General features: G+C 55.0%; 27 protein-coding genes. 15 read left to right on the top strand and 12 right to left on the bottom strand.

The window, feature by feature from the left end:
- Positions 1–267, bottom strand: a 267-nt coding sequence (locus BUC26_RS20580; RefSeq protein ID WP_143166106.1) for a helix-turn-helix domain-containing protein, incomplete at its 3' end; no start/stop codon positions are given.
- Between the two features lie 233 nt (positions 268–500).
- On the opposite strand from BUC26_RS20580, the gene BUC26_RS20585 reads away from it, so the two are divergent.
- The 4 genes from BUC26_RS20585 to BUC26_RS20600 all read left to right on the top strand — a co-directional run bounded on the left by BUC26_RS20585 (position 501) and on the right by BUC26_RS20600 (position 5,007).
- A complete protein-coding gene (locus BUC26_RS20585) occupies positions 501–875 on the top strand; it encodes a pepsin/retropepsin-like aspartic protease family protein (protein ID WP_073379105.1) in 375 nt (124 codons plus the stop codon).
- A gap of 256 nt (positions 876–1,131) precedes the next feature.
- Complete coding sequence (locus tag BUC26_RS20590) at positions 1,132–2,928, top strand: hybrid sensor histidine kinase/response regulator (RefSeq protein ID WP_073379106.1); 1,797 nt, start codon at positions 1,132–1,134, stop codon at positions 2,926–2,928.
- Between the two features lie 27 nt (positions 2,929–2,955).
- Positions 2,956–4,284, top strand: coding sequence for a C45 family autoproteolytic acyltransferase/hydrolase (locus tag BUC26_RS20595; RefSeq protein ID WP_073379107.1), 1,329 nt, complete (start codon positions 2,956–2,958; stop codon positions 4,282–4,284).
- Between the two features lie 222 nt (positions 4,285–4,506).
- Positions 4,507–5,007, top strand: a complete 501-nt coding sequence (locus tag BUC26_RS20600) for a hypothetical protein (RefSeq protein ID WP_244155918.1) — start codon at positions 4,507–4,509, stop codon at positions 5,005–5,007.
- A gap of 21 nt (positions 5,008–5,028) precedes the next feature.
- Here the strand turns inward: BUC26_RS20600 and BUC26_RS20605 are convergent, their stop codons facing one another.
- Positions 5,029–5,703, bottom strand: coding sequence for a Crp/Fnr family transcriptional regulator (locus BUC26_RS20605; RefSeq protein ID WP_073379109.1), 675 nt, complete (start codon positions 5,701–5,703; stop codon positions 5,029–5,031).
- 219 nt (positions 5,704–5,922) lie between these two features.
- On the opposite strand from BUC26_RS20605, the gene BUC26_RS20610 reads away from it, so the two are divergent.
- Genes BUC26_RS20610 through BUC26_RS20630 form a run of 5 tightly spaced genes read left to right on the top strand, consistent with a single transcriptional unit; the run spans position 5,923 to position 11,422 of the window.
- Entirely contained in the window at positions 5,923–7,455 is a 1,533-nt protein-coding gene (locus BUC26_RS20610) for an SLC13 family permease (protein WP_073379110.1), read from the top strand.
- A gap of 45 nt (positions 7,456–7,500) precedes the next feature.
- A complete protein-coding gene (locus BUC26_RS20615; protein WP_073379111.1) occupies positions 7,501–8,430 on the top strand; it encodes an NAD(P)/FAD-dependent oxidoreductase in 930 nt (309 codons plus the stop codon).
- A gap of 15 nt (positions 8,431–8,445) precedes the next feature.
- Positions 8,446–8,754, top strand: coding sequence for a thioredoxin family protein (locus BUC26_RS20620; protein ID WP_073379112.1), 309 nt, complete (start codon positions 8,446–8,448; stop codon positions 8,752–8,754).
- Positions 8,755–8,767: 13 nt separating this feature from the next.
- Entirely contained in the window at positions 8,768–10,651 is a 1,884-nt protein-coding gene (locus BUC26_RS20625) for an aryl-sulfate sulfotransferase (protein ID WP_073379114.1), read from the top strand.
- Positions 10,652–10,669: 18 nt separating this feature from the next.
- A complete protein-coding gene (locus BUC26_RS20630) occupies positions 10,670–11,422 on the top strand; it encodes an SDR family NAD(P)-dependent oxidoreductase (RefSeq protein WP_084540809.1) in 753 nt (250 codons plus the stop codon).
- A gap of 12 nt (positions 11,423–11,434) precedes the next feature.
- Here BUC26_RS20630 and BUC26_RS23655 read toward each other — a convergent pair whose 3' ends face one another.
- Both BUC26_RS23655 and BUC26_RS23660 read right to left on the bottom strand, forming a co-directional pair.
- A complete protein-coding gene (locus tag BUC26_RS23655; protein WP_073379115.1) occupies positions 11,435–11,728 on the bottom strand; it encodes a histidine kinase dimerization/phospho-acceptor domain-containing protein in 294 nt (97 codons plus the stop codon).
- A 3-nt stretch (positions 11,729–11,731) separates the two neighbouring features.
- Entirely contained in the window at positions 11,732–12,970 is a 1,239-nt protein-coding gene (locus BUC26_RS23660) for an ABC transporter substrate binding protein (RefSeq protein WP_073379116.1), read from the bottom strand.
- Here BUC26_RS23660 and BUC26_RS23815 point away from each other — a divergent pair.
- Positions 12,929–13,147 (top strand): hypothetical protein, encoded by a 219-nt coding sequence (locus tag BUC26_RS23815; RefSeq protein ID WP_084540811.1) that lies wholly within the window; start codon positions 12,929–12,931, stop codon positions 13,145–13,147. The two genes, BUC26_RS23660 and BUC26_RS23815, sit on opposite strands and share 42 nt — an antisense overlap.
- Here the strand turns inward: BUC26_RS23815 and BUC26_RS23485 are convergent, their stop codons facing one another.
- Positions 13,148–13,309 carry a hypothetical protein gene (locus tag BUC26_RS23485; RefSeq protein ID WP_153307097.1) on the bottom strand — a complete coding sequence of 54 codons (162 nt, stop codon included), beginning with the start codon at positions 13,307–13,309 and terminating at the stop codon, positions 13,148–13,150.
- Positions 13,310–13,323: 14 nt separating this feature from the next.
- Positions 13,324–14,685, bottom strand: coding sequence for a methyl-accepting chemotaxis protein (locus tag BUC26_RS20645; RefSeq protein WP_073379117.1), 1,362 nt, complete (start codon positions 14,683–14,685; stop codon positions 13,324–13,326).
- A gap of 258 nt (positions 14,686–14,943) precedes the next feature.
- On the opposite strand from BUC26_RS20645, the gene BUC26_RS20650 reads away from it, so the two are divergent.
- The 3 genes from BUC26_RS20650 to BUC26_RS20660 all read left to right on the top strand — a co-directional run bounded on the left by BUC26_RS20650 (position 14,944) and on the right by BUC26_RS20660 (position 16,790).
- On the top strand, positions 14,944–15,849 hold the full coding sequence (locus tag BUC26_RS20650; RefSeq protein ID WP_244155919.1) for a diguanylate cyclase: 906 nt from the start codon (positions 14,944–14,946) through the stop codon (positions 15,847–15,849).
- Between the two features lie 107 nt (positions 15,850–15,956).
- Complete coding sequence (locus BUC26_RS20655; RefSeq protein WP_073379119.1) at positions 15,957–16,520, top strand: hypothetical protein; 564 nt, start codon at positions 15,957–15,959, stop codon at positions 16,518–16,520.
- A 21-nt stretch (positions 16,521–16,541) separates the two neighbouring features.
- Positions 16,542–16,790: a hypothetical protein gene (locus tag BUC26_RS20660; protein WP_073379120.1), complete on the top strand. Its 249-nt coding sequence runs from the start codon at positions 16,542–16,544 to the stop codon at positions 16,788–16,790.
- An 11-nt stretch (positions 16,791–16,801) separates the two neighbouring features.
- Here BUC26_RS20660 and BUC26_RS20665 read toward each other — a convergent pair whose 3' ends face one another.
- From BUC26_RS20665 to BUC26_RS23665, 6 genes are all read right to left on the bottom strand, one after another.
- Positions 16,802–17,299, bottom strand: coding sequence for a hypothetical protein (locus tag BUC26_RS20665; protein ID WP_143166107.1), 498 nt, complete (start codon positions 17,297–17,299; stop codon positions 16,802–16,804).
- On the bottom strand, positions 17,265–17,558 hold the full coding sequence (locus BUC26_RS20670; protein WP_073379123.1) for an EscU/YscU/HrcU family type III secretion system export apparatus switch protein: 294 nt from the start codon (positions 17,556–17,558) through the stop codon (positions 17,265–17,267). The genes BUC26_RS20665 and BUC26_RS20670 overlap by 35 nt, the downstream gene beginning before the upstream one ends.
- Before the next feature lie 3 nt (positions 17,559–17,561).
- Positions 17,562–18,620 (bottom strand): hypothetical protein, encoded by a 1,059-nt coding sequence (locus BUC26_RS20675; protein ID WP_073379124.1) that lies wholly within the window; start codon positions 18,618–18,620, stop codon positions 17,562–17,564.
- Between the two features lie 99 nt (positions 18,621–18,719).
- A complete protein-coding gene (locus BUC26_RS20680; RefSeq protein WP_073379126.1) occupies positions 18,720–19,403 on the bottom strand; it encodes a PilZ domain-containing protein in 684 nt (227 codons plus the stop codon).
- Between the two features lie 23 nt (positions 19,404–19,426).
- On the bottom strand, positions 19,427–20,119 hold the full coding sequence (locus BUC26_RS20685; protein ID WP_073379127.1) for a PilZ domain-containing protein: 693 nt from the start codon (positions 20,117–20,119) through the stop codon (positions 19,427–19,429).
- A gap of 60 nt (positions 20,120–20,179) precedes the next feature.
- The gene (locus BUC26_RS23665; protein WP_161949907.1) at positions 20,180–20,383 is read right to left on the bottom strand and encodes a hypothetical protein; all 204 of its coding nucleotides are present in this window, start codon (positions 20,381–20,383) and stop codon (positions 20,180–20,182) included.
- On the opposite strand from BUC26_RS23665, the gene BUC26_RS20690 reads away from it, so the two are divergent.
- Both BUC26_RS20690 and BUC26_RS20695 read left to right on the top strand, forming a co-directional pair.
- A complete protein-coding gene (locus BUC26_RS20690) occupies positions 20,382–21,011 on the top strand; it encodes a winged helix-turn-helix transcriptional regulator (protein WP_073379128.1) in 630 nt (209 codons plus the stop codon). The two genes, BUC26_RS23665 and BUC26_RS20690, sit on opposite strands and share 2 nt — an antisense overlap.
- Positions 21,012–21,020: 9 nt before the next feature.
- Entirely contained in the window at positions 21,021–22,913 is a 1,893-nt protein-coding gene (locus BUC26_RS20695) for an N-acetylneuraminate synthase family protein (protein ID WP_073379130.1), read from the top strand.
- The last annotated feature ends 17 nt before the right edge of the window (positions 22,914–22,930 follow it).

A 22,930-nucleotide genomic window follows, 5' to 3' on the forward strand; every position in this document is an offset into this window, starting at 1 on the left:
GTCCACCAGCATGATTTGCACGCTTTTTTCCTGCTCGGCATCGAGGACTCGCTGCGCTCCGTGTCGGCGGCCTCGCTTGCCCGGTTTGATCGCATCTATGCCTCCTCGCAGATACTTCTGCCAGATCGTACTGGCATGAGAGGCAGAGATACCGACCAATTCGGCGGTTTCTTTGGTGGACAAACCACGTTTGCGCAAGCGGACAACCTGCTTGCGCAACTCATACTGAGTCTGCTGATTATGTGTTCGGGCATCTATCTTTTCCATGCCCAGAATTATACTCGAAAGTGCATCATTAAGGTATAAAAATATTAACTATTTACACACCGCGGCAATATTTTCCCGGCACTCAGACAAACACTCCGGAATCTAATGATAATAATACGATCGAACGCATTTACTCATATGTCGATTCGGAAGGAAAGACCCAATATACTAACTCAACACCACCCAGTAACAGTACCAACGTCAGACTCCATCCAGAACTAACCAAGATCGAGATGATCACTCCCGTTGAGTTCTCCGGAAGTGAGATCTATGTTCCGGTCACTATGATGCACAGAGGTAATCAATTCAGCACATCATTGCTTTTCGATCCTTCTTCACCCCATACGATTTTGCCTGGTCGTAACGCCGATTTTCTCAAGGCTGACTATCTGCATGCAGAAAAATATCAAATCTCAAGAGAAGATCAGATCGTACAAGAGATGAGAAAACTAGAGGTATTCAAGATAGGTCCACATGAGTATCACGACTTTTTGATCGTTACGCAAAGCGGGAAAGGGGCTGTTAAACGAGGCATACTTGGTGCTGATATCCTTAAAAGGTATCCCTATAATCTCGACAAAGAAAGAAAAGTCATCGTTTGGTTTTAATGATAAACGCAGAAGGGCTTATCAGGGGGCTTTTCACCTATTCCAGCTTCTCTTGCGTGCTTACATTCTGATATAATATGTTGATAACAAATCGAATATTGATCTCTTTTCGCCCTGTCACGCAGGAGGGTGCGGATTCGACTACCGTCCCCTTTTTTTGTTTACCTCTGCGAAAAGATTTAGGAAGATGTAGGTAGCAGGTGAAGATGCGTTTGTAGGATAACAGTCGGCATTCACGCTTCTGTTGGAAGGTCAGATGAGTCACGAATACAAAGGATTACCGCTTCGTAGAGCCATTACCTATGCTGTCCTGGCCGGACTCTGGATCATCGGTTCAGACTGGTTGCTGGCAAATCTGACCGGCAATGACACCTCTTTAAACTTCCTGCAAACCTACAAGGGGTGGTTTTTTGTCATTATTACCGCTCTCGTCTTCTATCTTGTCCTTCGCCATGAACTCAGAAAGCTCGAAAATGAAATCAAGCGCCGGCAGGCGACGGAAGAAGCCTTAATAGAAAGTCAGAACAGGCTTATCAGGGCTCAGTATGTTGCCGGCATGGGCGATTTCACCTGGGACCAGGAGACCGGTGAGATTACCTGGTCTCAGGGTATTTATGACCTGTTACACTATACTCCCGACGAGATTGTCGACTTTGACCTGGTCACGAAGAACGTCATGCACCCAGAGGACCGAGAGCGGGTGATCCATTGGTTGCAAAGTTGTCTCGATGGTGACGGGACGGAACTGCCTCCGCTCGAATACCGCGTCGTTCGCCGCGACGGTGAGATCCTTTATATTCGTAATCAAGGAGTCATTGAACGGAGGGAGGGGAGGAAGCCTCGGGTTTTTGCAACGGTTGTCGATATTACCGATCATATCAGACGGGAACAGGATCGTGAAAAATTGCAGCAGCAAGTCATACAATCGCAGAAAATGGAGTCGGTCGGTCGTCTCGCCGGTGGCGTTGCCCATGACTTCAATAACATGCTCAGTGTTATTTCAGGTTTTACTGAGCTCTCCCTGGCCAAGGTCGATAAACAGAGTTCGCTCCATGAGTATCTCAGTGAAGTGCTCAGTGCCTGTAAACGCTCGACAAATATTACCCGCCAATTGCTCGCTTTTGCCAGTAAACAGACCGTTGAACCCATAGCGCTGGATCTCAATCACAGTATTGAAGCGATGCTGAAAATGCTGGGCCGGCTTATCGGTGAAGATATCACTCTGATTTGGCAGCCTGGGGAAGACATCGGTACGGTTAAAATAGATCCAACCCAAGTTGATCAGATTTTGGCCAACTTGTGCGTCAATGCGCGGGATGCCATTGGCGGCGTCGGGCGAGTCATTATTGAAACGGGAACCGCCACCATTGATGATGCATACTGTGCCACACACAAGGGGGTTGTGGCCGGCGAGTACGTGACGCTGTCGGTGAGCGACAATGGGTCAGGGATGGATGACGATACGCAGAGGCATCTCTTCGAGCCATTTTTCACGACCAAGGAAGAAGGAAAAGGTACCGGTCTCGGCTTGGCCACCGTTTTCGGTATCATTAAACAGAATAACGGATTCCTCACTGTTTACAGCGAACCCGGCGAGGGCTCCACATTCAAGATCTACCTGCCTCAACACCCGTATCCGGTGGAACCTGGCCAAAGCGAGCAGCACCAGAGTGCCGACGTGCACGGCAGCGAAACCATTCTGGTTGTAGAAGATGCCCAGGCTGTATTGAAATTGACAGAGCGTGTGCTCAGCCAGATGGGCTATCAGGTGATCACGGCAGGCGGTCCAACGGCAGCGATCGAGACTGCCCGACAGTTTGACGGGACTATCCACCTCCTGTTAACCGATGTCATTATGCCCGATATGAACGGACAGGAACTTGGTGACCTGTTACAACAGGGCTATCCCGATATGAAGATCCTTTTCATGTCCGGATACACGGCAAGCGTGATTACTGATCGAGGCCTCTTGAAAGAGGGGGTGCATTTCATTTCCAAACCATTTTCAAAACAGGATCTCTCGCAAAAAATTAGAACCGTATTAGACTCCTGAAATCAATTAATTAAGGGATATCAATCCATGAAGCGACGTCAACAACTCGTGTCAGTCTTACTAGCGTTCCTCGGTCTGGTGGCTTTTGCCGGCAGTGCGGCCGCCGATGCCGAAATCTACCGATATATCGATGAGGCCGGAACGAGTCATTACAGCAATGAGCGGCCGTCGTCGAAATTTCGGCTATTTCTTACTGCCAAAGCCGACCGCTTCATACCTGCCGCGTCCGAAAAGCCGCAGAAAACCTTTGGCGCAGGGATGCGTACGGCCTCTTCGAGGGGTACTTATCAGGTGGTGGTACTGCGCGGCAGCTGGCTGGAAATGGGGCGTCAATATGGAGCGCTGTTGGCTGACGAGCTGCGCGCCTTCCACGATCGCATCACCACCGACGTGGCCGCACGGGGAACCGGGCGGGCGGAGCAGGTAGAGATGGGGCGCATGCTCTATGAAGGGTACGCTGAACCGTTGCGGCACCTTCTGGACGGCATGGCCGAAACATCCGGCTTATCGCATGACCAGGTGCTTGTTCTCAATGCCGGTATGATCCTCTTGACCCAAGCGGCACTCGGTCATGAACCACCGTCGGCCTGCAGCGGTATCGGCGTATGGCATGACTATACGCCCAGCGGTCAGTTGATTTTCGGGCGTAACTGGGACATAGACCGCGAATCGATGCTCCCGTACATGAAATACCTCGGCATAGCCGTTTTCCATCCGGAGGGGTCTATCCCGTTTGCCAATATCCATCCGCTGGGTAATGTCTATCTGGAGACCGGCATCAACAGCAGGGGGGTCTTTATTGAGTTGAACAATGGTGAATACTCCGATCCGCATTTTTATGAGGATCGTCAAGATTCCAGCGACCTGCTCGTTCGGGTGCTGACTAACAGCGCGACGCTGGAGCAGGCGGTGGCCATGATCGAAGAGGTGCCGGCCGACATCTCCTATATCATTCAGGTGACCGATGCCCGTAAAGCGGTGTCGATCGAACGGCCGACCTTCGGTTCACGGGTTCTGCGCGGCAGCAATGGCCTGCTCGTAACCTACAACAGTTTTGTACCTCCATATCCCGACAAATGGGAAGATAGATTGAATCTGCCGCTGCCGGAAGAACAGGATCCTCGCTATCGCAACCTGGTCTCTCTGGCCAATTCGCCTCGTTTTTACGGCGCTATCGATGCCGAAGCCATGATGGATCTGCTGGCGGTCCCGATCGAGGAGGGCGGCGCCCTGCACGCCGGTACCGTGGTCCAGGTAGTCGCCCGGCCGGAAACACTCACCGTCTGGCTCAGGGGAGTGGACTATTCACGGTTCGAGAAGGTGGAACTGGCTCCATTGTTTTCGTATTTCAACTAACTGAGCCATTTGCAAAACAATCTTTTCGCCCAAACTCTGCGTTATGCTCAAAATTTTTTCCTCGGAATATCATGTATAAGCCTGCGGTAAAATTTTTCGCATTCCTTGGTTTTGAACGAAAATCTAAGTTTTGCAAAAGGCCCAACTAAATGAAAAAGTTGGGAAAAAGGGGACAGTCCCCGAAATAGGGGACAGTCCCCTTTTTCCAGAAGGGAGGGAGATATGAACAAAATTGTATTGTTAGTCATTGTCGTATTGGCCGGAGGGCTCGGGAGTCAGGCCCAGGCGGCCGATCACCGTATCGGTGGCGGGGTGAATTATTGGGTGGCGCTTGACGATGTGGATGTCAGTGATGTCGATGACGACGGCTTTTCCTACCTGGTCAGTTATCAATACTGGCCCGGGTTGCTCGGGTTGGAGGTGGACCTGGAAATCCTGCCAGATCGTTTCGGCGAGACGGCGCTCGCTCCGCAGGCCTTTGTATTGATCGGCCGCAATGTTTACGGCGGGGCTGGAATCGGCATGCAGTATCGTGATGGTGATTTCGCCGACGAGCCGTTCTTTGCCTTTCGGGCCGGTCTCAACCTCGAATTGTTGCCCGGAGTGTGGGGCGATTTCTATGGCACCTACCGCTTCAACGACTCAACCGATCTGGACGACGAAGCGACCGACATCGATACCGATACAGTGTTCCTCGGCGCTATGGTTAGGCTGGCGCTCTAGATTTTCGCGGCCTGCGCCGCCTCAATAGCGAAGTTCGGCCTGTTCGTTGGCGATTTCATTGATACGTTCCGCCTGACAGATGATCACGGTGCGTCCTGCTTTGCGGATAATCTTTTCGCGGAGCAGGGCCTTGAAGATCTTGGTTACCGTGATGACGTGCAGGGACGTGAAAATACCGATATCATAGTAGGTCAGGTAACGCGGGAGTACGATTTCCCCCTGTTCTTCAATCTTGAATTCCTCGATAACCCGGCACACTCGAACCGGCGCTGATTTGTTGATGATGCGGGTCAGAAGATCAATGATATTGGCGTAGTTCTGGGTCAACGTGCAGAGGATGGTGCGATACAGCGCCGGCGTTTTATCGACCACTGAGAAGAAGTGTTCGCCCTCCACTTTCAGCACGTCACAGGCGCTGCGCGTCTTGATGAAGTATTCCCCGGTCGGAAATGATTCTTCGGCAAACTCCCGGTCGTCGATGTTTTTGATCAGATAGGGCAGAAAGCCCATCAGCGCCTTTTCCCGAAAGTACACCAGTACCCGCTCATCGCCCCGTTCCGAGGTGTGCCCCAGCACACAAAACCCTGACTGCAGGTAGTAAATGTAGGCGTTGTCCAAGAGATATCCTTTCGGCAGGTGCTCCTTGACGGCGATCTTGGCAAACTCTTCCTGGTACTTATCCTTCAGCCAGAGCATATACCCTCCGTAGATACCCTTCTCCTGTCCCGGCGTCGATGATCTCGCCGGTCTTCCGGAAAATTTTCATTTTTCCTAACCAAACATAGTCCAGGCTATTTTTCCACTGAAGATAACAGGGTATCCATCTGCCCATAACCGGCACGGGAACCGTTTCACTTCGAAAGAAACGCTCTGGACGGATCTTTCGGCACCAATGGCAAACAGGCACGGCTCACTATGAAGAATACGAAGCAATCTTTCAATGTCTCAATGCTGATTCACTCGTTGATCGGGATTTCCCTGATGGTGTTCGGCCGTTTCGTTCCACCACCGTCGATCGCCGTGCCGGTCAACGACAAATTGCAGGCGGCCGGGATTCCACTGGACGGCGGTGCCCATCAACTGGCCATTACCGCTGAGGGGATGGTGATTATCGGCCTGTTCCTCGGCGTCGTCTACCTCTGGACCTTTGTCGACAGCCTCTGGCCCAGTTTCCTTGGGGTCGCCCTGTTCGGCATGACCAGCCACATGGCGATGCCTCAGGTGCTCAACCAGTTCATGGGCAACCCGATGACCGTCATGCTCTTTTTCCTCTTCATGTTCGCTGCGATCCTGATGCGCTCCAATATTTCCGCGTACCTGGCCCGCTGGTTCATGACCCACCCGATCGTGCGCGGCCGGCCCTGGGCCTTTACCGCGATGATCCTGATCGGCACCTATTTTGTGGCCATGCTCGAACAGACCACCGCCTGCTTCCTGATGTGGCCAGCGCTCTATATCGTTTTTGATTACGTCGGCTTTAAGCGGGGCGACACCTACGTGACCTTGATGATCGTCAACACCATGATGGTCGCGCTGCTCTCGTTCGCCACCGATCCTTTCAAGGGCGGCGCCTTCTACCTGCTCAACAATATGAGTATGATCGCCGACAACGCCCCCGGTGACGTGGTGCCGGTCAATATCGCCCTCTATCTTCTCTTCAGCGTGGTCATCTCCTTTGTCAGCATTGCGGTCATCCTCCTTTTTATGCGCTACGTCTATCGCGTCGATGTGTCGCCGTTGCGCAAGATTGATCCGGAGATCCTGAAGAAGGATGAGTTGCCGCCGTTCAGTATCCAACAGAAGCTGATTCTCGGGCTCTTTTTCCTCTACGCGCTTTGGCTTCTGCTGCCGGGAATCATCGGCAAGGACAACGTGCTCGGCGGATTTCTTGCGGCCAACAGCCTGGCGGCATCGCTGGTTATCGTCTTTCTGGCGACGGCCATTCGCGTCGGCGGCAAGCCGCTGGCCAATCTGCCGGAGACCAACCAGTCCTATCCGTGGCGAACCTTCATCCTTATTGCCACCGCTTTCATGCTCGGCAACTCGATGACCGGGCCGGGCACCAATGTGACGCTCTATATGGAATTTTTCCTGAAAACCCATTTGGCCGGATTGAACGAACTGGCTCTGACGGTGCTGATCATTGCGCTGGCCATCGTAGTTACCAATTTCTGCAACTCGGTGGTCGCCGGTCTCATCTTCACACCGGTGATCCTGGCGTTGTGCAGCGGATTGGGTTTTGCCGCGACGCCGATCATCGTCTGCTTTTTCTTCATCGTTTTGATTGCCGCCGTCACGCCTGCTGCATCACCGTTTGCGGCAATTCTCTATGACAACCCCGAATGGATCAGCCGACGCAACGTGGCGCTCAATACGCTGGTCAGCTCCGCCCTCATTATGGGCGTTGTCATTGTTGTCGGAATTCCTTTATCCAGGGCACTTTTTTAATCAGATATTCGTACCGGACCGCGCTGTCGGTCAAGGAGGGATGCAATGGAGAACAACACCTATGACATCGTCATCGTCGGCGCCGGCCCGGCCGGCATGACGGCCGCCATCTACGCGATCAGGGCCAACATGTCGGTCCTGATGCTGGACCGGCTGTCGCCCGGCGGCCAGATGATCAACACCAACGAGGTCGAGAACTACACCGGGACCGGCAAGTTGAGCGGCGCCGAACTGGCCATCAAGATGTTCGAGCACACCCAGGAGCTGGGCGTCGCCTTCGACTACAAGACGGTAACCGGCATCGCCGACAACGGCCCGCTCAAGACCATCACCTGCGAAGAAGACGACACCGTCTACCAGGCCCGGGCCGTGATTCTCGCCACCGGCACCGTACCGCGCCGGCTCGGCGTGCCCGGCGAGGACAGCTGGGCCGGTTCCGGCATCAGCTGGTGCGCCATCTGCGACGGCGCCCAGTATCGCGACAAGGAGGTGGTCGTCATCGGCGGCGGCAATTCGGCGGTCGAGGAATCGATCTATCTGGCCGGCATTACCACGCGGCTGACGGTGGTCACCCTGTTTGATCTGACTGCCGATCCGAAGGCCTGCGACCTGCTGCGCCGGTTCGACAATGTAACAATCTACCCGTACCAGGAAGTGCTCGAGTTTACCGGCACCGACCGGTTGACCGGGGTGCGGTTCAAGTCCACCAAAGAGGATGCCACCGAGCGGTATGTGGAGTGTGACGGCGTTTTCGAGTACATCGGCTTCGAGGCTTCTTCCCAAGCCTTCGCGCGGCTCGGCATCCTCGATCGTACCGGCTGTATCAAGGTCGACTCGCACATGCGCACCTCGGTGCCGGGTATTTACGGGGCAGGGGATATCACCGTCAAGCATCTGCGGCAGATCGTCACCGCGTGCTCCGATGGAGCCGTGGCTGCCAACAGTGCCGCCGTCTATGTCGAATCGATCAAATAACGAGGAGCAACGACCATGATTACCGAAATCACCCAGCAGGAATACGAGCAGATTGATCACTTGCAACCGATGCTCGTCGAATTTTATTCAAAGACCTGTGGCCCGTGCAAGATGCTGTCCTTCGTCCTCAAGGATATCAGCAAAAAACAGCCCGATTTTCCGATCTATATCATCGATTTTGACGAGAATCGCGAACTCAAGGAACAGCTTGGCGTGAAAGGCTTTCCGACGATGCTCTTTTTCAAGGACGGCGCCGAGGTCAGCCGTCTGGAAGGACTGAAGCAAAAACCGGCCATTATCAAAGAAATCGAGGCGATCGCCTGACAAGGAGACAATCATGAGCACAAAAGTACGCTACATCAACCAAGACCATATCATCGACCGGCAACACCAATCAGAGCAGGAGTTTCTCACACGGCTCGCGGATGCCAAGCCGACTTTTGAGCAGCCGCAGGTGGAGGTCAACCCCTACCTAATCAACCCGCTCTGCGCCCTGGTTCTGTTTCGCACCGAGACCGAGGTAGCACCGACGGTGACCGTCTGCGGCAAGCGAAACGAGCGGGAGGATATCAGCCACAGCTTTCCGGCGGCGACTAAGCACCTGCTGCCGGTACTTGGCCTCTATGAAAACTTTACCAACAAAGTGGTCATCTCTTTGCCGGACGGCCGCAGCACGACCATCGATATCACCACCGGTCCGCTGCCCGAAGAGGTGTGCCGGTGCCTTAACATCCATACATCGGCCGACTATCTCGGCACCAACATCATGTTTCTGACCCCGGCCGGAAAAAACCTGCCCACCGGCTACGACTATCGCGGCGACATCCGCTGGCTGCTGACAGAGAACACCATGTTCGACATTAAACGGGTGGCCAACGGTAATATCATCACCGGTTCCAGCCGCTTTTGCCATATGCCCTACAATGCGACCGGGTTGATCGAGTTGAATCTGCTCGGCAAGATCTACAAGGAATACCGGCTGCCGGGGAACTATCACCACGATCATTTTGAGATGGAAGACGGCAATCTGCTGGCGCTGACCCAGGATTTCAGCCGCGATACCGTCGAGGATATGTGCGTGCTGCTCGACCGGAATACCGGCGAGATCCTGAAGAGCTGGGATTACCGTGATGTGCTGCCGATGGACGTGGGCGGCTCCGGTTCGCAGGATGCCCACGACTGGTTCCACAACAATGCCGTCTGGTACGACAAGAAAACCAACAGCATCGTCCTCTCCGGCCGGCACCAGGATGGGGTCATCAGCATCGATTACGACAGCGGTGCGCTGAATTGGATTCTCGGCGACCCGGAAGGATGGCCCCAAGAGATGGTCGACAAATACTTCTTTACCCCGGTTGGCGACCTTGCCAACTTCGACTGGCAGTACGAGCAGCATGCCTGCGTGGTCTGCCCGGACGGCGATATCATGATGTTCGACAACGGCCAATACCGCGCCAAAAACAAAGAGAACTATATCAAGAACCGAGAAAATTTCTCCCGCGGCGTCCGTTACCGGATCGACACCGAAAAGATGGAAATCGAGCAGATCTGGCAATATGGCAAAGAGCGCGGCCAGGACTTTTTCTCTCCCTACATCTGCAACGTCGAATATTACGATGAGGGCCATTATATGATTCACTCCGGCGGTATCGGCTTTGAGAACGGCTATGCCTCCGATTCCCTCGGCGCCTTTCTCGACATGAAGACGCCCGGTGTTGAGTTGCGCTCGGTAACCGTTGAAGAGAAAGACGGAGTCGTGCTCTACGAGCTGGAGACGGAAGGTAATTTCTACCGGGCCGAGAAATTGCCGCTCTACCACGACGGGGCAAACCTTGAACTCGGCGCGGGTAAGTTGCTCGGCAGCCTCGAGGTGACGGAGGAGTTCGACACCGAGCCCGAAGCCGAGGAGGTCATGGAACTTCCGGAAAGCTGGCACAACGTGTTCATCGAGGAAGATGTCGACCGCTTTGTCTTCCACGGCCGCTTTGAACGGGGATCACTGGTGATGCTCTGTCTGGAAAATAAGGGTGAAAGCCATCGCTATTTCATCAACACGGCCGCAGTCTGGAGCTTGGCGATGTGCTCCGGGGCTTTTTTGGAAAAAGACGATCGGGACATCAAGATCCACGTGAGCAAACGCGGTCTCAGCGGTGTCTTCCAGGCGAAATTGATTATCAACGACAAGAAATTCCAGACCGGGGTTTCCATTATTTGTCAGTAATGCACCGAGGAGGCAGCCATGGAAATGCATCTGCAAAACAAGATGGCACTGGTAACCGGCGGAGCCCGCGGCATCGGGGAGAGCATTGCCGCGCACCTGGTTGCCGAGGGGGTTCGGGTGGTAATCGGTGATATCGCCGAGGAGCGGGCCGAGCGGGCCTGCCGAACCATCGGCGAGAACTGCTCGTTCGTCTATCTGGACGTCACCGACCGGGACAGTGTCGATAGCGCGGTGCAGCGCATTACCGAGGAACTCGGGCAGATCGATATCCTGGTCAACAATGCCGGCATCAGCCGCCGGGTCACCCTGCTCAGCATGGAGCCGGAAGAGTGGCTCGATGTCTTTCGGGTCAACGCCTACGGTCCCTATCTGACGACCCGCGCGGTGCTGCCGCAGATGATTAAGAGGGAAAAGGGCAAGATTGTCAATATCGCGGCGATCAGCGGCAAAAAACCGATGGCCACCTACGCCCATTACTCCGCTTCCAAGGCGGCGTTGATCGCCTTTACCGAGGCGGTCGCCCTGGAGTACGCCGCCTACGGCCTCAATATCAACGCCGTCTGCCCCGGTGCGGTGGCCACGGAGCTGTGGTCTCTGGAGAACCTGGAGACCAGTGACAAGCGGTTTCGGGCCAGTTTCGACGACGACATCGCCGGCACCTTTTCTCTCGGCAGGGCGCAACGCCTGGAGGATGTCGCTAATATGGTCTGTTACCTCTGCTCCGATCTGACGAAAAACATTACCGGTCAGAGTTTCAACGTAACCAGTTAGTTCAAAGCGGGGTCAGGCTTGACTTATTGCAGACAATAAGTCAAGCCTGACCCCGCTTTTCCACTCGACGACCTCGTTGAGATCGATTACCTTCGGCGTTACCGTTTGCCGTCTAGCAAAAGCCAGCAGCTGTCTGGTCAGATCAGCGCTGTGTTCGGCGGCAACCCTGGTCTGCTGGAGGTTCCCGTAGAATTTGTCTTTAAGCTCAAGCTGGTTCATGCTCAGTTCGGTATATCCGAGGATGACCCCGAGCATGTTGTTGAAATCATGAGCGACGCCACCAGCGAGACGACCGATCGATTCCATCTTTTACGCGTGCAGGAGCTGCATCTGCAGTTTTTCCCGTTCCGCCTCGGCACGGCGGCGCTCGCTGATATCCTGGACGAAGACCAGAGTGCAGTGCCCGTCGGAAAGCTTGATTGTAGAGGCATTGACACCGCAGGGAAAGAGCGCGTCGTAACCTTTTATGCCGATTGAATCGAAGTGAACCGGCTCGTTTCTTCCCGTCTCGAACCACGTCGAGATGAGCCGGCTAACCGTTCCCTGTTCTTCCAGTGCGATAAAAGAAATCAACTGCCAGCCGTCCAGCTCACCACTGACCGTTGACTTGAAAAGCCGGGCAAAGGCACGATTGGTGTAGAGACAGCGGCCGTCCCGCCCGAGGACGCTCGGTACAGGGGCCATCTCGATCAGGCCGCGGAATCGCTCCTCGCTCTGGCGCAAAGCGTTTTCCGCACGCCTTCGAAAACCGATGTTGGCAAAGAGGCCGACAATCAGAGCCAGCAGGACGATAAAGGTAGCGACAACCGACCATACCAGTGATGTGTAACGCTCGTAGAGCGACGGCGGCGGCTGGCTGAGAATGACCGCGTTATTCGGCAGCAACGACTCATCTATCCGCCAGGAAGCAAGCGCCTGATAGTCGAAGACGGGGATATTGGCCTGGGAGCTGACCGGGATAATTTCGGGAGGGGTACCTTGAAGCAGCTGCGCGGCCATTTCCCCCGCCAACTGTCCCTGGGTCCGGCCGTGGACGAGCACGCCGCCGACGCCGCCGAGGAGGAAGGTGTCGGCGTGGGTATAGATCGGAACTGAAGAAGGCTCAACGATCAGCGGGATCGTGTCATCGGCCGAATGAGCCTCGCCGGTGCGATCCCGCCAGAAACTGCTGAAAAAGACCACGGTATCGGGCGGCAGGTCGCGCAGGCGAGCCAGCAACTCGGTAAGGGACAGTTCTGCGCCGGAAAGTGACACGCTTGCAAGACCGTCTCTCTCCGACACGGCTTCCTCGACCAGGGCACCATCGATGGCTCCGGTTCCCGTCTGATCGCTGATGATGGCGATGGTCCGGGTTGCCGGGTGAAGCCGGCGGATCAAGTCGAGCGTTGCCCCCATCTCCTTGTACTCGGCGACGCCGGTGCTCTGGGCGAGGCGGTCGTGCATGGCCTCTGAGTAGTTGTTGATGCCGCAGAAAACGACCGGAGAAGAGGGGAAAAGTTCTTGTCGATGGGTCTCGATAAAGTCAAAAGCGCTGTTGTCGCTCAGCACGATCAGGTCGACCGGGTGGCGACGATACTTGTGCGCCAGCAGGTCGGCATGGAGTCGTTAGTAAGCGGGGCTTTCCCGGTAGCGCTTGGTGTCGAGGTATTCGTAGGAAAATTCGACCGGCTTGTCATACTCACCAAAGGCGGCATGGATACCTTCGATGATCTGTTCGCTCCATGATTAGCCACGGTGATACGAACTGAGCACCAGGACATGGTGTTGTCGGAAATCAACCCGGCGAACCTGCTCCGGCCCCGTTGTCGATTGAACGGCGGTACTGCACAACGCACTGAACAAGATGACGGCGGATAGTGACAGGACGCGTGCAGAACGTTTCGTCATGAGGGTTGTGCGAATCAGGTTTTAAACTGCCTGCTGGTGTCTGCCGACTTCTCGGCCATGCCCTGCAGACTGCCTGATGTATCGAGGATGGCCAGCACCGTTTCCTCGACATGGCTGACGGCGTCATCGACCGAGTTGGCCATGTCGGCCATTTCCCCGGCATAGACCGAAGCCTGGGACACCTTGCTGTTGGCATCCTGCAGAACCTGGGATGCCTGGGAGAGGGAAGCGGCAATCTCGTTGACCGTTGCCGACTGCTCTTCGGCAGCGCTGGCGATGGTCTCAACGATATCGCTATTTTCGCCGATAATCGTCGCCGTCCCTTGAATTTCGGAGATCGTCGATTGAGTGGCTTGCTGCACCTCATCGATCCGCGACTTGATTTCCACTGCCGCGTCGGCCACCTGCTGGGCCAGCGATTTGATCTCGTTGGCCACGACGGCAAAACCCTTGCCGGCATCACCGGCGCGCGCCGCCTCAATGGTGGCGTTGAGGGCGAGCAGGTTAACCTGGTCGGATATTTCGGCGATGGTTTCGGTTACCTTGCCGATCTGATCGGCCGCCATGCCGAGCCCGGAAATGGTGGTCAGCGTGGACTCCATCCGCGCTGTCGTCTCCGTCGTGTTGGCATGCGCCTTGGCCGAGGTAGCGGCGACCTCGGCGACGGTGGCGGTCATTTCCTCGACTGCCGAAGAGATGGTGTGAAAGGTTCCGGCAGACTCCTCGATCACCTGGGCAATCTCTTTCATATCGCGGCTTTGATAGCCGGCCGAGCGGTAGACGGTCTGCGATACGGTCTTGGCCGCACCGGTCTTTTCCTGGATGGTTTCGATATGGCCGTGGATGGTGTGGGCGGCATCATTGAGGTGGCCGGCGTCCTGCTGCAGGTCCTTGATGATAGCTCCGAGTTTTTCCAGGAACTTGTTGAAATAGTGGGAGACCTGGCCGGTCTCGTCGGTCGAGTCCACCGGCAGGCGCTGCGTCAGGTCGGCGTCGCCGGAGCTGATGTTGGCCAGGCCGTCGGCGACACCACGGATCGGCGCGGCGATCTGCCCGGCAATGAACAGGGCGCCGATAGCCGCAAGGACGATCACGCCGCCGACGATGGTGATAAAGGTCGTCGCCGTTGTCCGAATCATCTCGTCGGCCTTGTCATGGAGCGTGGCCAGTACCGCGCTGTTATCCGCGGACGTCTCGGCCGCAGCGTGCTGTTGTGCCGCCAGCGCCATCTCGAAATGGTTGAGCGACTGGGTCTTGAAGTCCTGGAGAAAATAGAGCGCAAGTCCGGTGAGCACGATGCCGAAGGCGATGGTACTCGGTACGACAAACCAGAAGATTTTTGCTTTGATCGACAGGTTTTTCAGAAACGTGAACATGCCTTGTCTCTCCTTGGTGTGATGTCCGGCACCCCCCCCTATCGTACCGTGCATCTCATTGTATATACTGGTAGTATCATGCTACCTTTTTTTTTGGTGTATCGTCAAGCAGGGCGGGAAAATTTAACGGTTATCGAGCGGTTGCTGCGGCAGAGGCGTACTTCTGCCACCATTTCGTGCAATTTGCACCATTGTGTGGAATAATCCTTCTATCTGCCAAATAAATTTTTCTCTCAGAATCCCCGGGGATTTGCCGTTATGATGAAGCTCGATCAATCCTCTTACGCCCGGATCATCGATAATCTCCATGACGGACTCTATTTCGTCGATGCCGATCGGATTATCACCTACTGGAACAAGGCCGCCGAGCGGATCACCGGTTATCGTGCCGCCGAGGTGATCGGCAAGAGCTGCGCCGACAATATCCTGACCCATGTCGACAGTGAAGGGTGCGTGCTATGTCTCGGTACCTGCCCGTTGGCCGCCACCATCAACGACGGCAAGGAGCGTGAGGCAGAAGTCTTCCTGCATCATAAAAACGGTCATCGGGTTCCGGTGCTGGTGCGCGTCAACTCTCTGGTGGACGAACAGGGGCGGGTGATCGGCGGCATAGAGCTGTTCACCGACCTGAGTTCGATCCAGGTCAATCAACAGCGCATTGCCGAACTGGAGCAACTGGCGCTGCTTGACGGTCTGACCCGGCTCGCCAACCGAGTCTATCTGGAGCGGGAAATAGATAACCGGCTCCACGAGTTTGACCGCCTGGCAGTACCGTTTGGTCTGCTCTTTCTCGACATCGATCACTTCAAGCAGTTCAACGACACCTATGGTCACGCCGTCGGCGATGAGGTGCTCAAGGCAGTGGCCCAAACCTTCGTCGTCAATTCCAGGCCGTTCGATCTCTTCGGGCGCTGGGGCGGAGAGGAGTTTATCGGTATTATCCGCAATATCACCGGCAAGGATCTCCTCTACCAGGCCGAGCGGATGCGGTTGCTGATAGAGCGCAACTACCTGATCCAGAACGATCAGAAGCTGCAGGTAACCGTCTCCATCGGCGCGACCGTGATTCGGCCCGGAGATACCATGGAAACCCTGGTCAAACGGGCCGACGAACTACTCTATGAGAGCAAGGACAATGGTCGAAACCGAGTGACGCTCGGATAGGATCCACAGCATCGGGCTTGCCACCGGTGCTGGACATGTGGAACCGGTATCCCGGCAGAGAGGTGTCATCGATCGGCATTCACGCTTTTGACAAAGGAGGGAGGGACATGACGACAGCTATCGCTCAAAACGTCGCAGCGAGCATTCCACTGAGGAAGATTGTCGGCGCTGCTGTTATTTCCGTTCATCTCCTGCTGGGCGCGGCGGTTAACTCCGCCTACGCTGCAGGCGATCACGCCTGCGATTATCTAACTCGGGACGAGGTGGCCGCGGTGATGGGCGCACCCGTCGGCGAGGTCGAGTCCCACCCGGCCAACCCGATGGGCCAGAGTGTCTGCTACTTCGATATCCCGGCCGGCTTGAAGATCAGGTTCGCCCAGCTGCAGATGGTGCGCTCGGACTGGGCGGCGAAGGCCGGTACAAACTGGGACGCCTCGTCACTTTTTGCCAATAACATGAGCTTTCTTGACGGTCTCCAGGACGCATCCGGGATCGGGGAAACCGCCTATTGGGGCGGCTCCGGGTTGAAATTGGGTGCCGGTCTGCACGTGCTGGATCAGGACGTCTATATAACCGTCCAGGCGACGATGGGGGACGAGCAATCCAGCCTGGATACGGCCAAAATTCTTGCCAGGCTGGTTCTGGAAAAGGCCGGGCACCCTCAAGAGTGAGTTTGGTTAAAGGAAATAACAATGCAAGCGATTGAGAACTATCTTCTGCAGATCGTCTCGTTTTTCATAGGCAACTGGGTTGCCGCGCTGATCCTGGCCGCGGCGATCGTACTGCTCTACCTGAAAAAGCCAAGACTGCTCTTTCAGTTGGTCGGCCTGATCGTGCTCGCCGTGGCCTTGCTCTATATCATGATCTTCCTGGAAAAATCGATGTTTTCCGGGGTCTCCTCGAAAGAGCGGGCCTACGATGTGGAGCGGCAGCTCAAGTAAGCCCCGGCCGCTCAGTCCGCAAAGAAATCATCGACCAGCGCCGTCCGCCAGGTTGCGCTGGCCAGCTGCCAGTCTCCCTCCTGCTCGACCAGTTCCAATTCAAAACGGTAGAGATCGGCGTTGATCGAGGGTAGCATCGATACATCGCTGATCGGCCGGCCGGCCAACGCCACCAGCACCGTGGCCTGAATCCTGCCGTCTTGCTCGGTCGCCGCCTGCAGCCGGGTATAGATATGCACGGAGCGGTTGCGCATCAGGTAGCCGGCGGCCACCGCCAGCACGTCCTGGGCCGTGCGCCCGGCAGGGTCGGCATACTCCTCGGCGATCAGATCGCGCAGGTCGCGCAGCCGCCGCTCTTGCACGGCTTCTTTGCTGGCGGCGACAAAGCTCCGGGCTATCGCTTCCGGTCCCTGCTCCTCGCTGCAGGCCGCCGGCAGCAGCAGGGCCAATACCGCCAGCAGGAGCAGCAACCGACTACGGAGTCGATACCTTCTGTTTGAAATTCTCATTAATCTGGTAGACAAAGGCCAATACCTCGGCGATGGTTTGATAGAGTTCCACCGGGATTTCCTGGCCGAGCGGGATCTTGGCCAGCAGTTCGACCAGGTCCGGATCTTCATGGATATGCACGCCGGCCTCGCGGGCGGTCTCGATGATCTTCTCGGCGACCAGTCCTTTGCCGGTGGCAACGACCCGCGGGGCGTCCGACTGCTTCTTGTCGTAGAGCAGCGCGACCGCCTTGTCCTGTCTACCGCCCGGAGTTTCCATCGGTTACACCGTTGTGTCGAGGATTGTCTGCTCACTGGGAAAGAGGCGGCGCACCAGTTCACTGGCCGGATCGTCGGCGCCGTCGGAAAAGCTGACCGAGACGAGCGGAGCACCGGTCAGCGCCTCTTTGAGCTGTTCTTCAAAACCGGCGACAAAGGCCGCCTTTTCCTTTGATTCGAGGTGAAAGCGGATAAACAAGCCCTCCTGGTTGAGCAGAAAGACGATCCTTAGGTGGCCGAGCCCGGTCAGGCTCAGGTGCAGTGAAAAATGGTGCTCGCCGGCTTCCCCTTCACCACCGCTTTCCCCTTCGGGCTGCTGCTCGACGAGTACATAGCCCTGGTCGAGGAAGGGCAGCGGCAGCGGAAAGATCAGAAACCGCTCCTGGCCCAGTTGCAACTGGGCCAGCTGGAAGAGTTCCAGGGTCGCCAACAGCTTGCCGACCTGCTCGCTGATCCGCTCGGAATGCTGAAAGAGGTGGGCGATTTCCAGCAAGGCCGCTTTCAGGGTCTGGCCCGCCTGCTCCTTGCCGCCCTGGGCGAGCAGACTCTCCAGGTTAAGGCCGAGCCGGTCGAACAAGGTGCGCAAAAACTCGCCGCCCTCCCGGCTGTTGATGATCGCCTGCATGCCCTGGGGTAGGAAGGAGGCCAGCGTTTCACCGGAGCTGGAGCTGAGCCGGGAAAACGGCGCCCCGCCCTCCGAACCTCCCTTGGTCAGACTGGCAAACAGGGCGCTCAGGTCGAGCGTGCTGCCGAGCAGCACGAGCGACCGACCGGACAGGGCACTGAACACATCGGAGACGATCTTCAGCTCGACCTGCGGCTGTGTACTGACCACCTGGAGCTGCAGCTGCTGACCGGGGGTCAAGCGCGCCTGCGACGAGGCGAGCAGCCGATTGCCGGCGATCTCCAGCAGGTAGCGTTCGCCGGAACGGGCCTCGAGCACCATCGCCTTGAGGATCTCGCCGGTCGGCGGTGCAACCTGACTGTCCGGCCTGCCGGTTCCCTGCCGCGAGGTATACGAGCCGAGCGGCGGTATCGAGGAGAGGGGCGTGATCGTGCTCATACGATCGTATCGACCAAAAAGAAGACCTTCTTTACTACACCGCCGTGGCGTGTTCCTGGTGCCCGAGGTGGCAGCGGGTTCGCGACAGGCGGCAGCCGTCTACATGCTCTCCATGCGCAGTCGCAACTGCCGTCGCTGTTCCTGGAGACAGGCGGTAATGATGCAATCACGGTTTTTCCGAGTAATGGTGTCGAAATGCAGGGCAATCTGGTAGCGGCTCTTGCGCAGCTTTTTAGTCCTGACCACATGAGCGATACAGTCGACCCGTTTGTCGGAGTCGGGAAGGGTAATATCGAGAAAGATGTTGTTCTTGTTTTCAAATTCGTTGGGGAAGACGGCCAAGACTCCGGTTCCGGAGAGATCGACGGTCATGCCGTTAAATTGCCACGGCCGCTGCCTCGAACTCTCACTGCTCGGCTCAAAGGAGGCGACGATCGGTGTGGAGACCATGACCCGGAAGTATTCCCGTAGGCTGACCGGATCGATGGTATCAAGGGCCCGCATTTCCAGCGAGCGATCGCCCTTGAACGACTCGATAGCGGCGCTCAGGGTGACCGGTTCCTCTGTCCCGCTGCTCCTGGTGATCGCCACCGAGCACTTCTGGCTCACCTCGAGATCGCGCGGCATAGCCTGCGGCGCAAAGACGAGAAAGAAAAACGGCGCCTCCGACTCCTTGTAGATGCAGTCGAGATGGATCATCTCGCCGTCACTGCCGGTGATGCGCAACTTGGCCAGTTCGCTGTCCTTGATTGACCTGACGATATTGATGATCGAGTTCGACACGGCGCTCACTCTCCGGGCGTAACCTATTTGGCGATATCGCGAACTTGCACCTTGAGGCGGAGCAGGCGGCGTTGGATCACCAGGCAGCAGCCGATGATCTTGTCCCGGTCTTCAATACTGATGTCGTCGAAGTGGAAGGCGACTTCCCAGCGGTCATCGTCGATCTGCACCGCCCTAACCGGGTGAGCCAATACCTTGACCAGCTCCGGCGGTTCGGTGGGAAGCGTGATTTCCAGCCGGATCGGCTCGTCCATCGGCACCTTGCCCGGAAAGGCGGCAAGGATGCCGCTGCCGCTGATGTCAATGGTCGTGCCCTGCTTCGACCAGGGCGTCTCCTTTTTGCCGAAGAGCTCTGGCTGAAACGATTTGCTGATCACCTGGGTGGCGGCGTCGACCCGGAAAAACTCGCGCATCTGATCGTGGCTGATGGTCTTCTGCACGATCATCTCCAGTTTCTGGTCGCTAGCTGCGGTAATCATCGCCTCCACGGAGATGTTGGGCCCGCCCATATCGATGATAATCAGACAGGGGATACTGACATCGAGCGCATCGGCCGGCAGCACGCCAGCCTTAAAGAGCAGGTTGAAACGGGGCGGCTCGGTCTTCTGATAGACGCCGCAGGCGCGATAGCGCTCCTTGCTGCCGGCGATCGGCAGAAAAACCCGAACCGGCTTGGCGTCCGGGACATCGGTCAGGATGTCAGGCGATGCAATCATGGTGCTCCCGCGTAGCTGAGAGATTCGCGTCTATCCGGCGCAAACCGGCAAGCGATCCAATTATCCATTAGTACCGGTACGATGGCAATGGATAATAGCATCAACGGGCAACGTTGGCAAGAAAGTGCTGCCGGCAAAGGAAATATGTTCCAAAAAAGAACCTGAAAAAAAGCTGAAGAAATTTGACTTCTCCACCGATACAATATTTAATTCATTCAGTGAGTGAATGATAGTGGCATCATTGCCCGAGGATACCCCTTTCATGATAGATCTAAAACGCTCTTCATTTTTTCTGCCGACCACAAAGTTCCGGGAGCTGGCCATTCTTCTGGCCGTTTTACACGACTCAGAGATCAGTCAACAAGAGATTGCCGAACAGTCCGGCTTGAGCGGTGCCATGGTGAACGGCTATGTCAAAACGCTGCGCAAAGACGGGATCGTGGAGATGCTCGAGCGAAACCGTCGCGACAAAGAATATCACCTTACAGCAGCAGGAAAAAGTCGGCTAATGAATCTGCTGATGAATTGTTCAGCAGAAATCGTCCAACTCTACAGCCAGGCGCGTCAAGAGATTATCACCAAGTTGCTAGGGCACCTCAATGGCAACGGCAGTCATCGGGTGGTTTTGTTCGGCGGGGCGGATACTGCTCAACTCGTTTGCAGCGCGTTGGAATCGTTTTCCCATGTCGAAATTGTAGCCATTGTCGATAACAACAAAGGGAAATGGGGGCAGGTGATAGGCTCACAGATGATCCAGGATCCGGCATTATTGGAAGAAATTGAATTTGACAGCGTGGTTATTTCATCCTTTGCCAGGCAGGATGAGATCTATGAATCTATCCGCAGCTTGGAATCACAAAACGTTAAACTGATTAAGCTCGCCTCTCTTTAAAAATTCAACATGACGCGAAAATTTTCCATTAACGGCAAGAAGATCGGGCCCAATCAGCCGACGTATGTCATTGCCGAAATCGGCATCAACCATAACGGCGATGAACAGGCGGCAATCAAACTTGTCGATGCTGCCATCGATGCCGGGGCGGATGCCGTCAAATTCCAGAAACGAGATCTTCCATCAATTTATCCGCAGGAGGTGTTGGATCACCCCGAGCGGTTCGAGCAGGGGTTCCAGTATATGATCCCTATCTTGAAGGAAGTAGAACTCTCAGATGACGCCTTTATCCGAATCAAAGCCTATTGTGATCTACGCAACATCACCTTTGTCTGTACACCGTTTGATCCTGTAAGCGCAGATTTTCTTAACAGCCTCGATACCAAAGCCTTCAAGATCGCTTCGGCCGATTTAACCAATTCTGCTCTGCTCGAGCAGGTTGCCGCTTTCAAAAAGCCGATGATCGTTTCCACCGGCATGTCGACCTGGGCGGAAATCGATCAGGCGGTCAAGACGCTCATCAAGGCAGAAGCATCATTTGCGTTGTTGCACTGTCGAAGTGTTTATCCGGTGTGGCCACGTGAGGTGAACCTGCGCATGATCAACCGACTCAAGCAGTACAACGTGCCGGTTGGCTACTCCGGACATGAAATCGGCATTACCATTGCCCTGGTAGCTGCTTCCATGGGTGCAGAAGTCATAGAGAAACACATCACCTTGAATAAAAAAGACAAGGGGCCAGACCATAAGGTGAGTCTGGAGCCTTATGAACTCAAAAGATTGATTCGCGATATCCGGCTTGCCGACCAGGCGATAGGAAAAGAAAAGCGCTTCATGTTGCGCGGCGAAGTGTTGAACCGCGAGATATTTGGTAAAAGTCTCGTGGCCACGCGAACGTTATACCCTGGCGAAGTCATCTCAGAGAAGTGTGTCACAATAAAAGGCCCGGGAAAAGGTTTGCCTCCAGATAGAAAGGGCGAATTGTTGGGAAAAACAGCAAAGAGAACCATTAAGGAAAGCACGCTATTTAAAGAGGATGATATTAATGATACTCAGAGTAGTGGATTTGATACCTCAAAGTTGGGAAACTGGGGGTTGATAGCCCGCTTTTCAGACTACCAGGCTTTCTTGCCGTATAAGCCGAAAGTCATAGAATTTCATCTTGCAGAAAAGGATTTTCAGATCCCATTCGCCCCTCACCGACATCTGGATTGTCAATTGGTAGTTCATGTTCCGGAATATCTAGGTGATAAATTATTTGATCTCTGTTCGAACAATGAACAAATACGCCTAGCTTCCATAGCCCTTGTAGATAAAAGCGTTTCGCTTACGCTTGAGATTGCAAAACACTTTAATGGCATTCCGAGAATTATCATGCATCCGGGTGCTATGAGTCTGCAAGCAAAATTAGATAAACGAAAATTGCGAGAGAACCTCGATATGTCTCTCGCAGAAATCCGAAAGAAATGGGCTTCTGAAGCAATTACGTTTCTGCTTGAAAATCTCCCGCCATATCCCTGGTATTTCGGAGGGCAATGGAAGGGCAACTATTTCATGGAAAGTGAAGAAATCTGTGAATTTTGTAGTAGAAATGATGTGAGCATTTGTTTTGATCTCTCCCACGCGGCGCTGTTTTGTAATGCAAGGAATCAGAGTCTAAAAGAGATGGTTTACACATTATTGCCGTTTGCTAGTCACCTTCATCTAGCAGATGGTTACGGTCTCGATGGCGAGGGAGTACAGTTTGGTGAAGGAGATATTGCGATGGATGAAATCCTTCCAATGTTAGCAGGATTCCAAGGAACATGGGTTCCAGAAATATGGAGGGGACATTTGGATAATGGAAAAGGATTTGTGAGAGCTTTGGAATATATTGTTGATTCAGGATATTTGAAAGTTTAAAATAGATGGTTGGAAAA

This window comes from Desulfofustis glycolicus DSM 9705 (genome assembly GCF_900130015.1).
GTDB lineage: Bacteria > Desulfobacterota > Desulfobulbia > Desulfobulbales > Desulfocapsaceae > Desulfofustis > Desulfofustis glycolicus.

Bases quoted from the DNA above. Each gene is read 5' to 3' on its own strand.
- BUC26_RS20590 (WP_073379106.1), top strand. From the start codon at position 1,132: ATGAGTCACGAATACAAAGGATTACCGCTTCGTAGAGCCATTACCTAT.
- BUC26_RS20645 (WP_073379117.1), bottom strand. From the start codon at position 14,685: ATGTTCACGTTTCTGAAAAACCTGTCGATCAAAGCAAAAATCTTCTGG.
- BUC26_RS20620 (WP_073379112.1), top strand. From the start codon at position 8,446: ATGATTACCGAAATCACCCAGCAGGAATACGAGCAGATTGATCACTTG.
- BUC26_RS20665 (WP_143166107.1), bottom strand. From the start codon at position 17,299: ATGAGAATTTCAAACAGAAGGTATCGACTCCGTAGTCGGTTGCTGCTC.
- BUC26_RS20670 (WP_073379123.1), bottom strand. From the start codon at position 17,558: ATGGAAACTCCGGGCGGTAGACAGGACAAGGCGGTCGCGCTGCTCTAC.
- BUC26_RS23485 (WP_153307097.1), bottom strand. From the start codon at position 13,309: ATGACGAAACGTTCTGCACGCGTCCTGTCACTATCCGCCGTCATCTTG.
- BUC26_RS20695 (WP_073379130.1), top strand. From the start codon at position 21,021: ATGACGCGAAAATTTTCCATTAACGGCAAGAAGATCGGGCCCAATCAG.
- BUC26_RS20675 (WP_073379124.1), bottom strand. From the start codon at position 18,620: ATGAGCACGATCACGCCCCTCTCCTCGATACCGCCGCTCGGCTCGTAT.
- BUC26_RS20600 (WP_244155918.1), top strand. From the start codon at position 4,507: ATGAACAAAATTGTATTGTTAGTCATTGTCGTATTGGCCGGAGGGCTC.
- BUC26_RS20685 (WP_073379127.1), bottom strand. From the start codon at position 20,119: ATGATTGCATCGCCTGACATCCTGACCGATGTCCCGGACGCCAAGCCG.
- BUC26_RS20655 (WP_073379119.1), top strand. From the start codon at position 15,957: ATGACGACAGCTATCGCTCAAAACGTCGCAGCGAGCATTCCACTGAGG.
- BUC26_RS23655 (WP_073379115.1), bottom strand. From the start codon at position 11,728: ATGGAATCGATCGGTCGTCTCGCTGGTGGCGTCGCTCATGATTTCAAC.
- BUC26_RS23665 (WP_161949907.1), bottom strand. From the start codon at position 20,383: ATGAAAGGGGTATCCTCGGGCAATGATGCCACTATCATTCACTCACTG.
- BUC26_RS20615 (WP_073379111.1), top strand. From the start codon at position 7,501: ATGGAGAACAACACCTATGACATCGTCATCGTCGGCGCCGGCCCGGCC.
- BUC26_RS20690 (WP_073379128.1), top strand. From the start codon at position 20,382: ATGATAGATCTAAAACGCTCTTCATTTTTTCTGCCGACCACAAAGTTC.
- BUC26_RS23815 (WP_084540811.1), top strand. From the start codon at position 12,929: ATGGGTCTCGATAAAGTCAAAAGCGCTGTTGTCGCTCAGCACGATCAG.
- BUC26_RS20625 (WP_073379114.1), top strand. From the start codon at position 8,768: ATGAGCACAAAAGTACGCTACATCAACCAAGACCATATCATCGACCGG.
- BUC26_RS20610 (WP_073379110.1), top strand. From the start codon at position 5,923: ATGAAGAATACGAAGCAATCTTTCAATGTCTCAATGCTGATTCACTCG.
- BUC26_RS20630 (WP_084540809.1), top strand. From the start codon at position 10,670: ATGGAAATGCATCTGCAAAACAAGATGGCACTGGTAACCGGCGGAGCC.
- BUC26_RS20650 (WP_244155919.1), top strand. From the start codon at position 14,944: ATGATGAAGCTCGATCAATCCTCTTACGCCCGGATCATCGATAATCTC.
- BUC26_RS20595 (WP_073379107.1), top strand. From the start codon at position 2,956: ATGAAGCGACGTCAACAACTCGTGTCAGTCTTACTAGCGTTCCTCGGT.
- BUC26_RS20585 (WP_073379105.1), top strand. From the start codon at position 501: ATGATCACTCCCGTTGAGTTCTCCGGAAGTGAGATCTATGTTCCGGTC.
- BUC26_RS20660 (WP_073379120.1), top strand. From the start codon at position 16,542: ATGCAAGCGATTGAGAACTATCTTCTGCAGATCGTCTCGTTTTTCATA.
- BUC26_RS20605 (WP_073379109.1), bottom strand. From the start codon at position 5,703: ATGCTCTGGCTGAAGGATAAGTACCAGGAAGAGTTTGCCAAGATCGCC.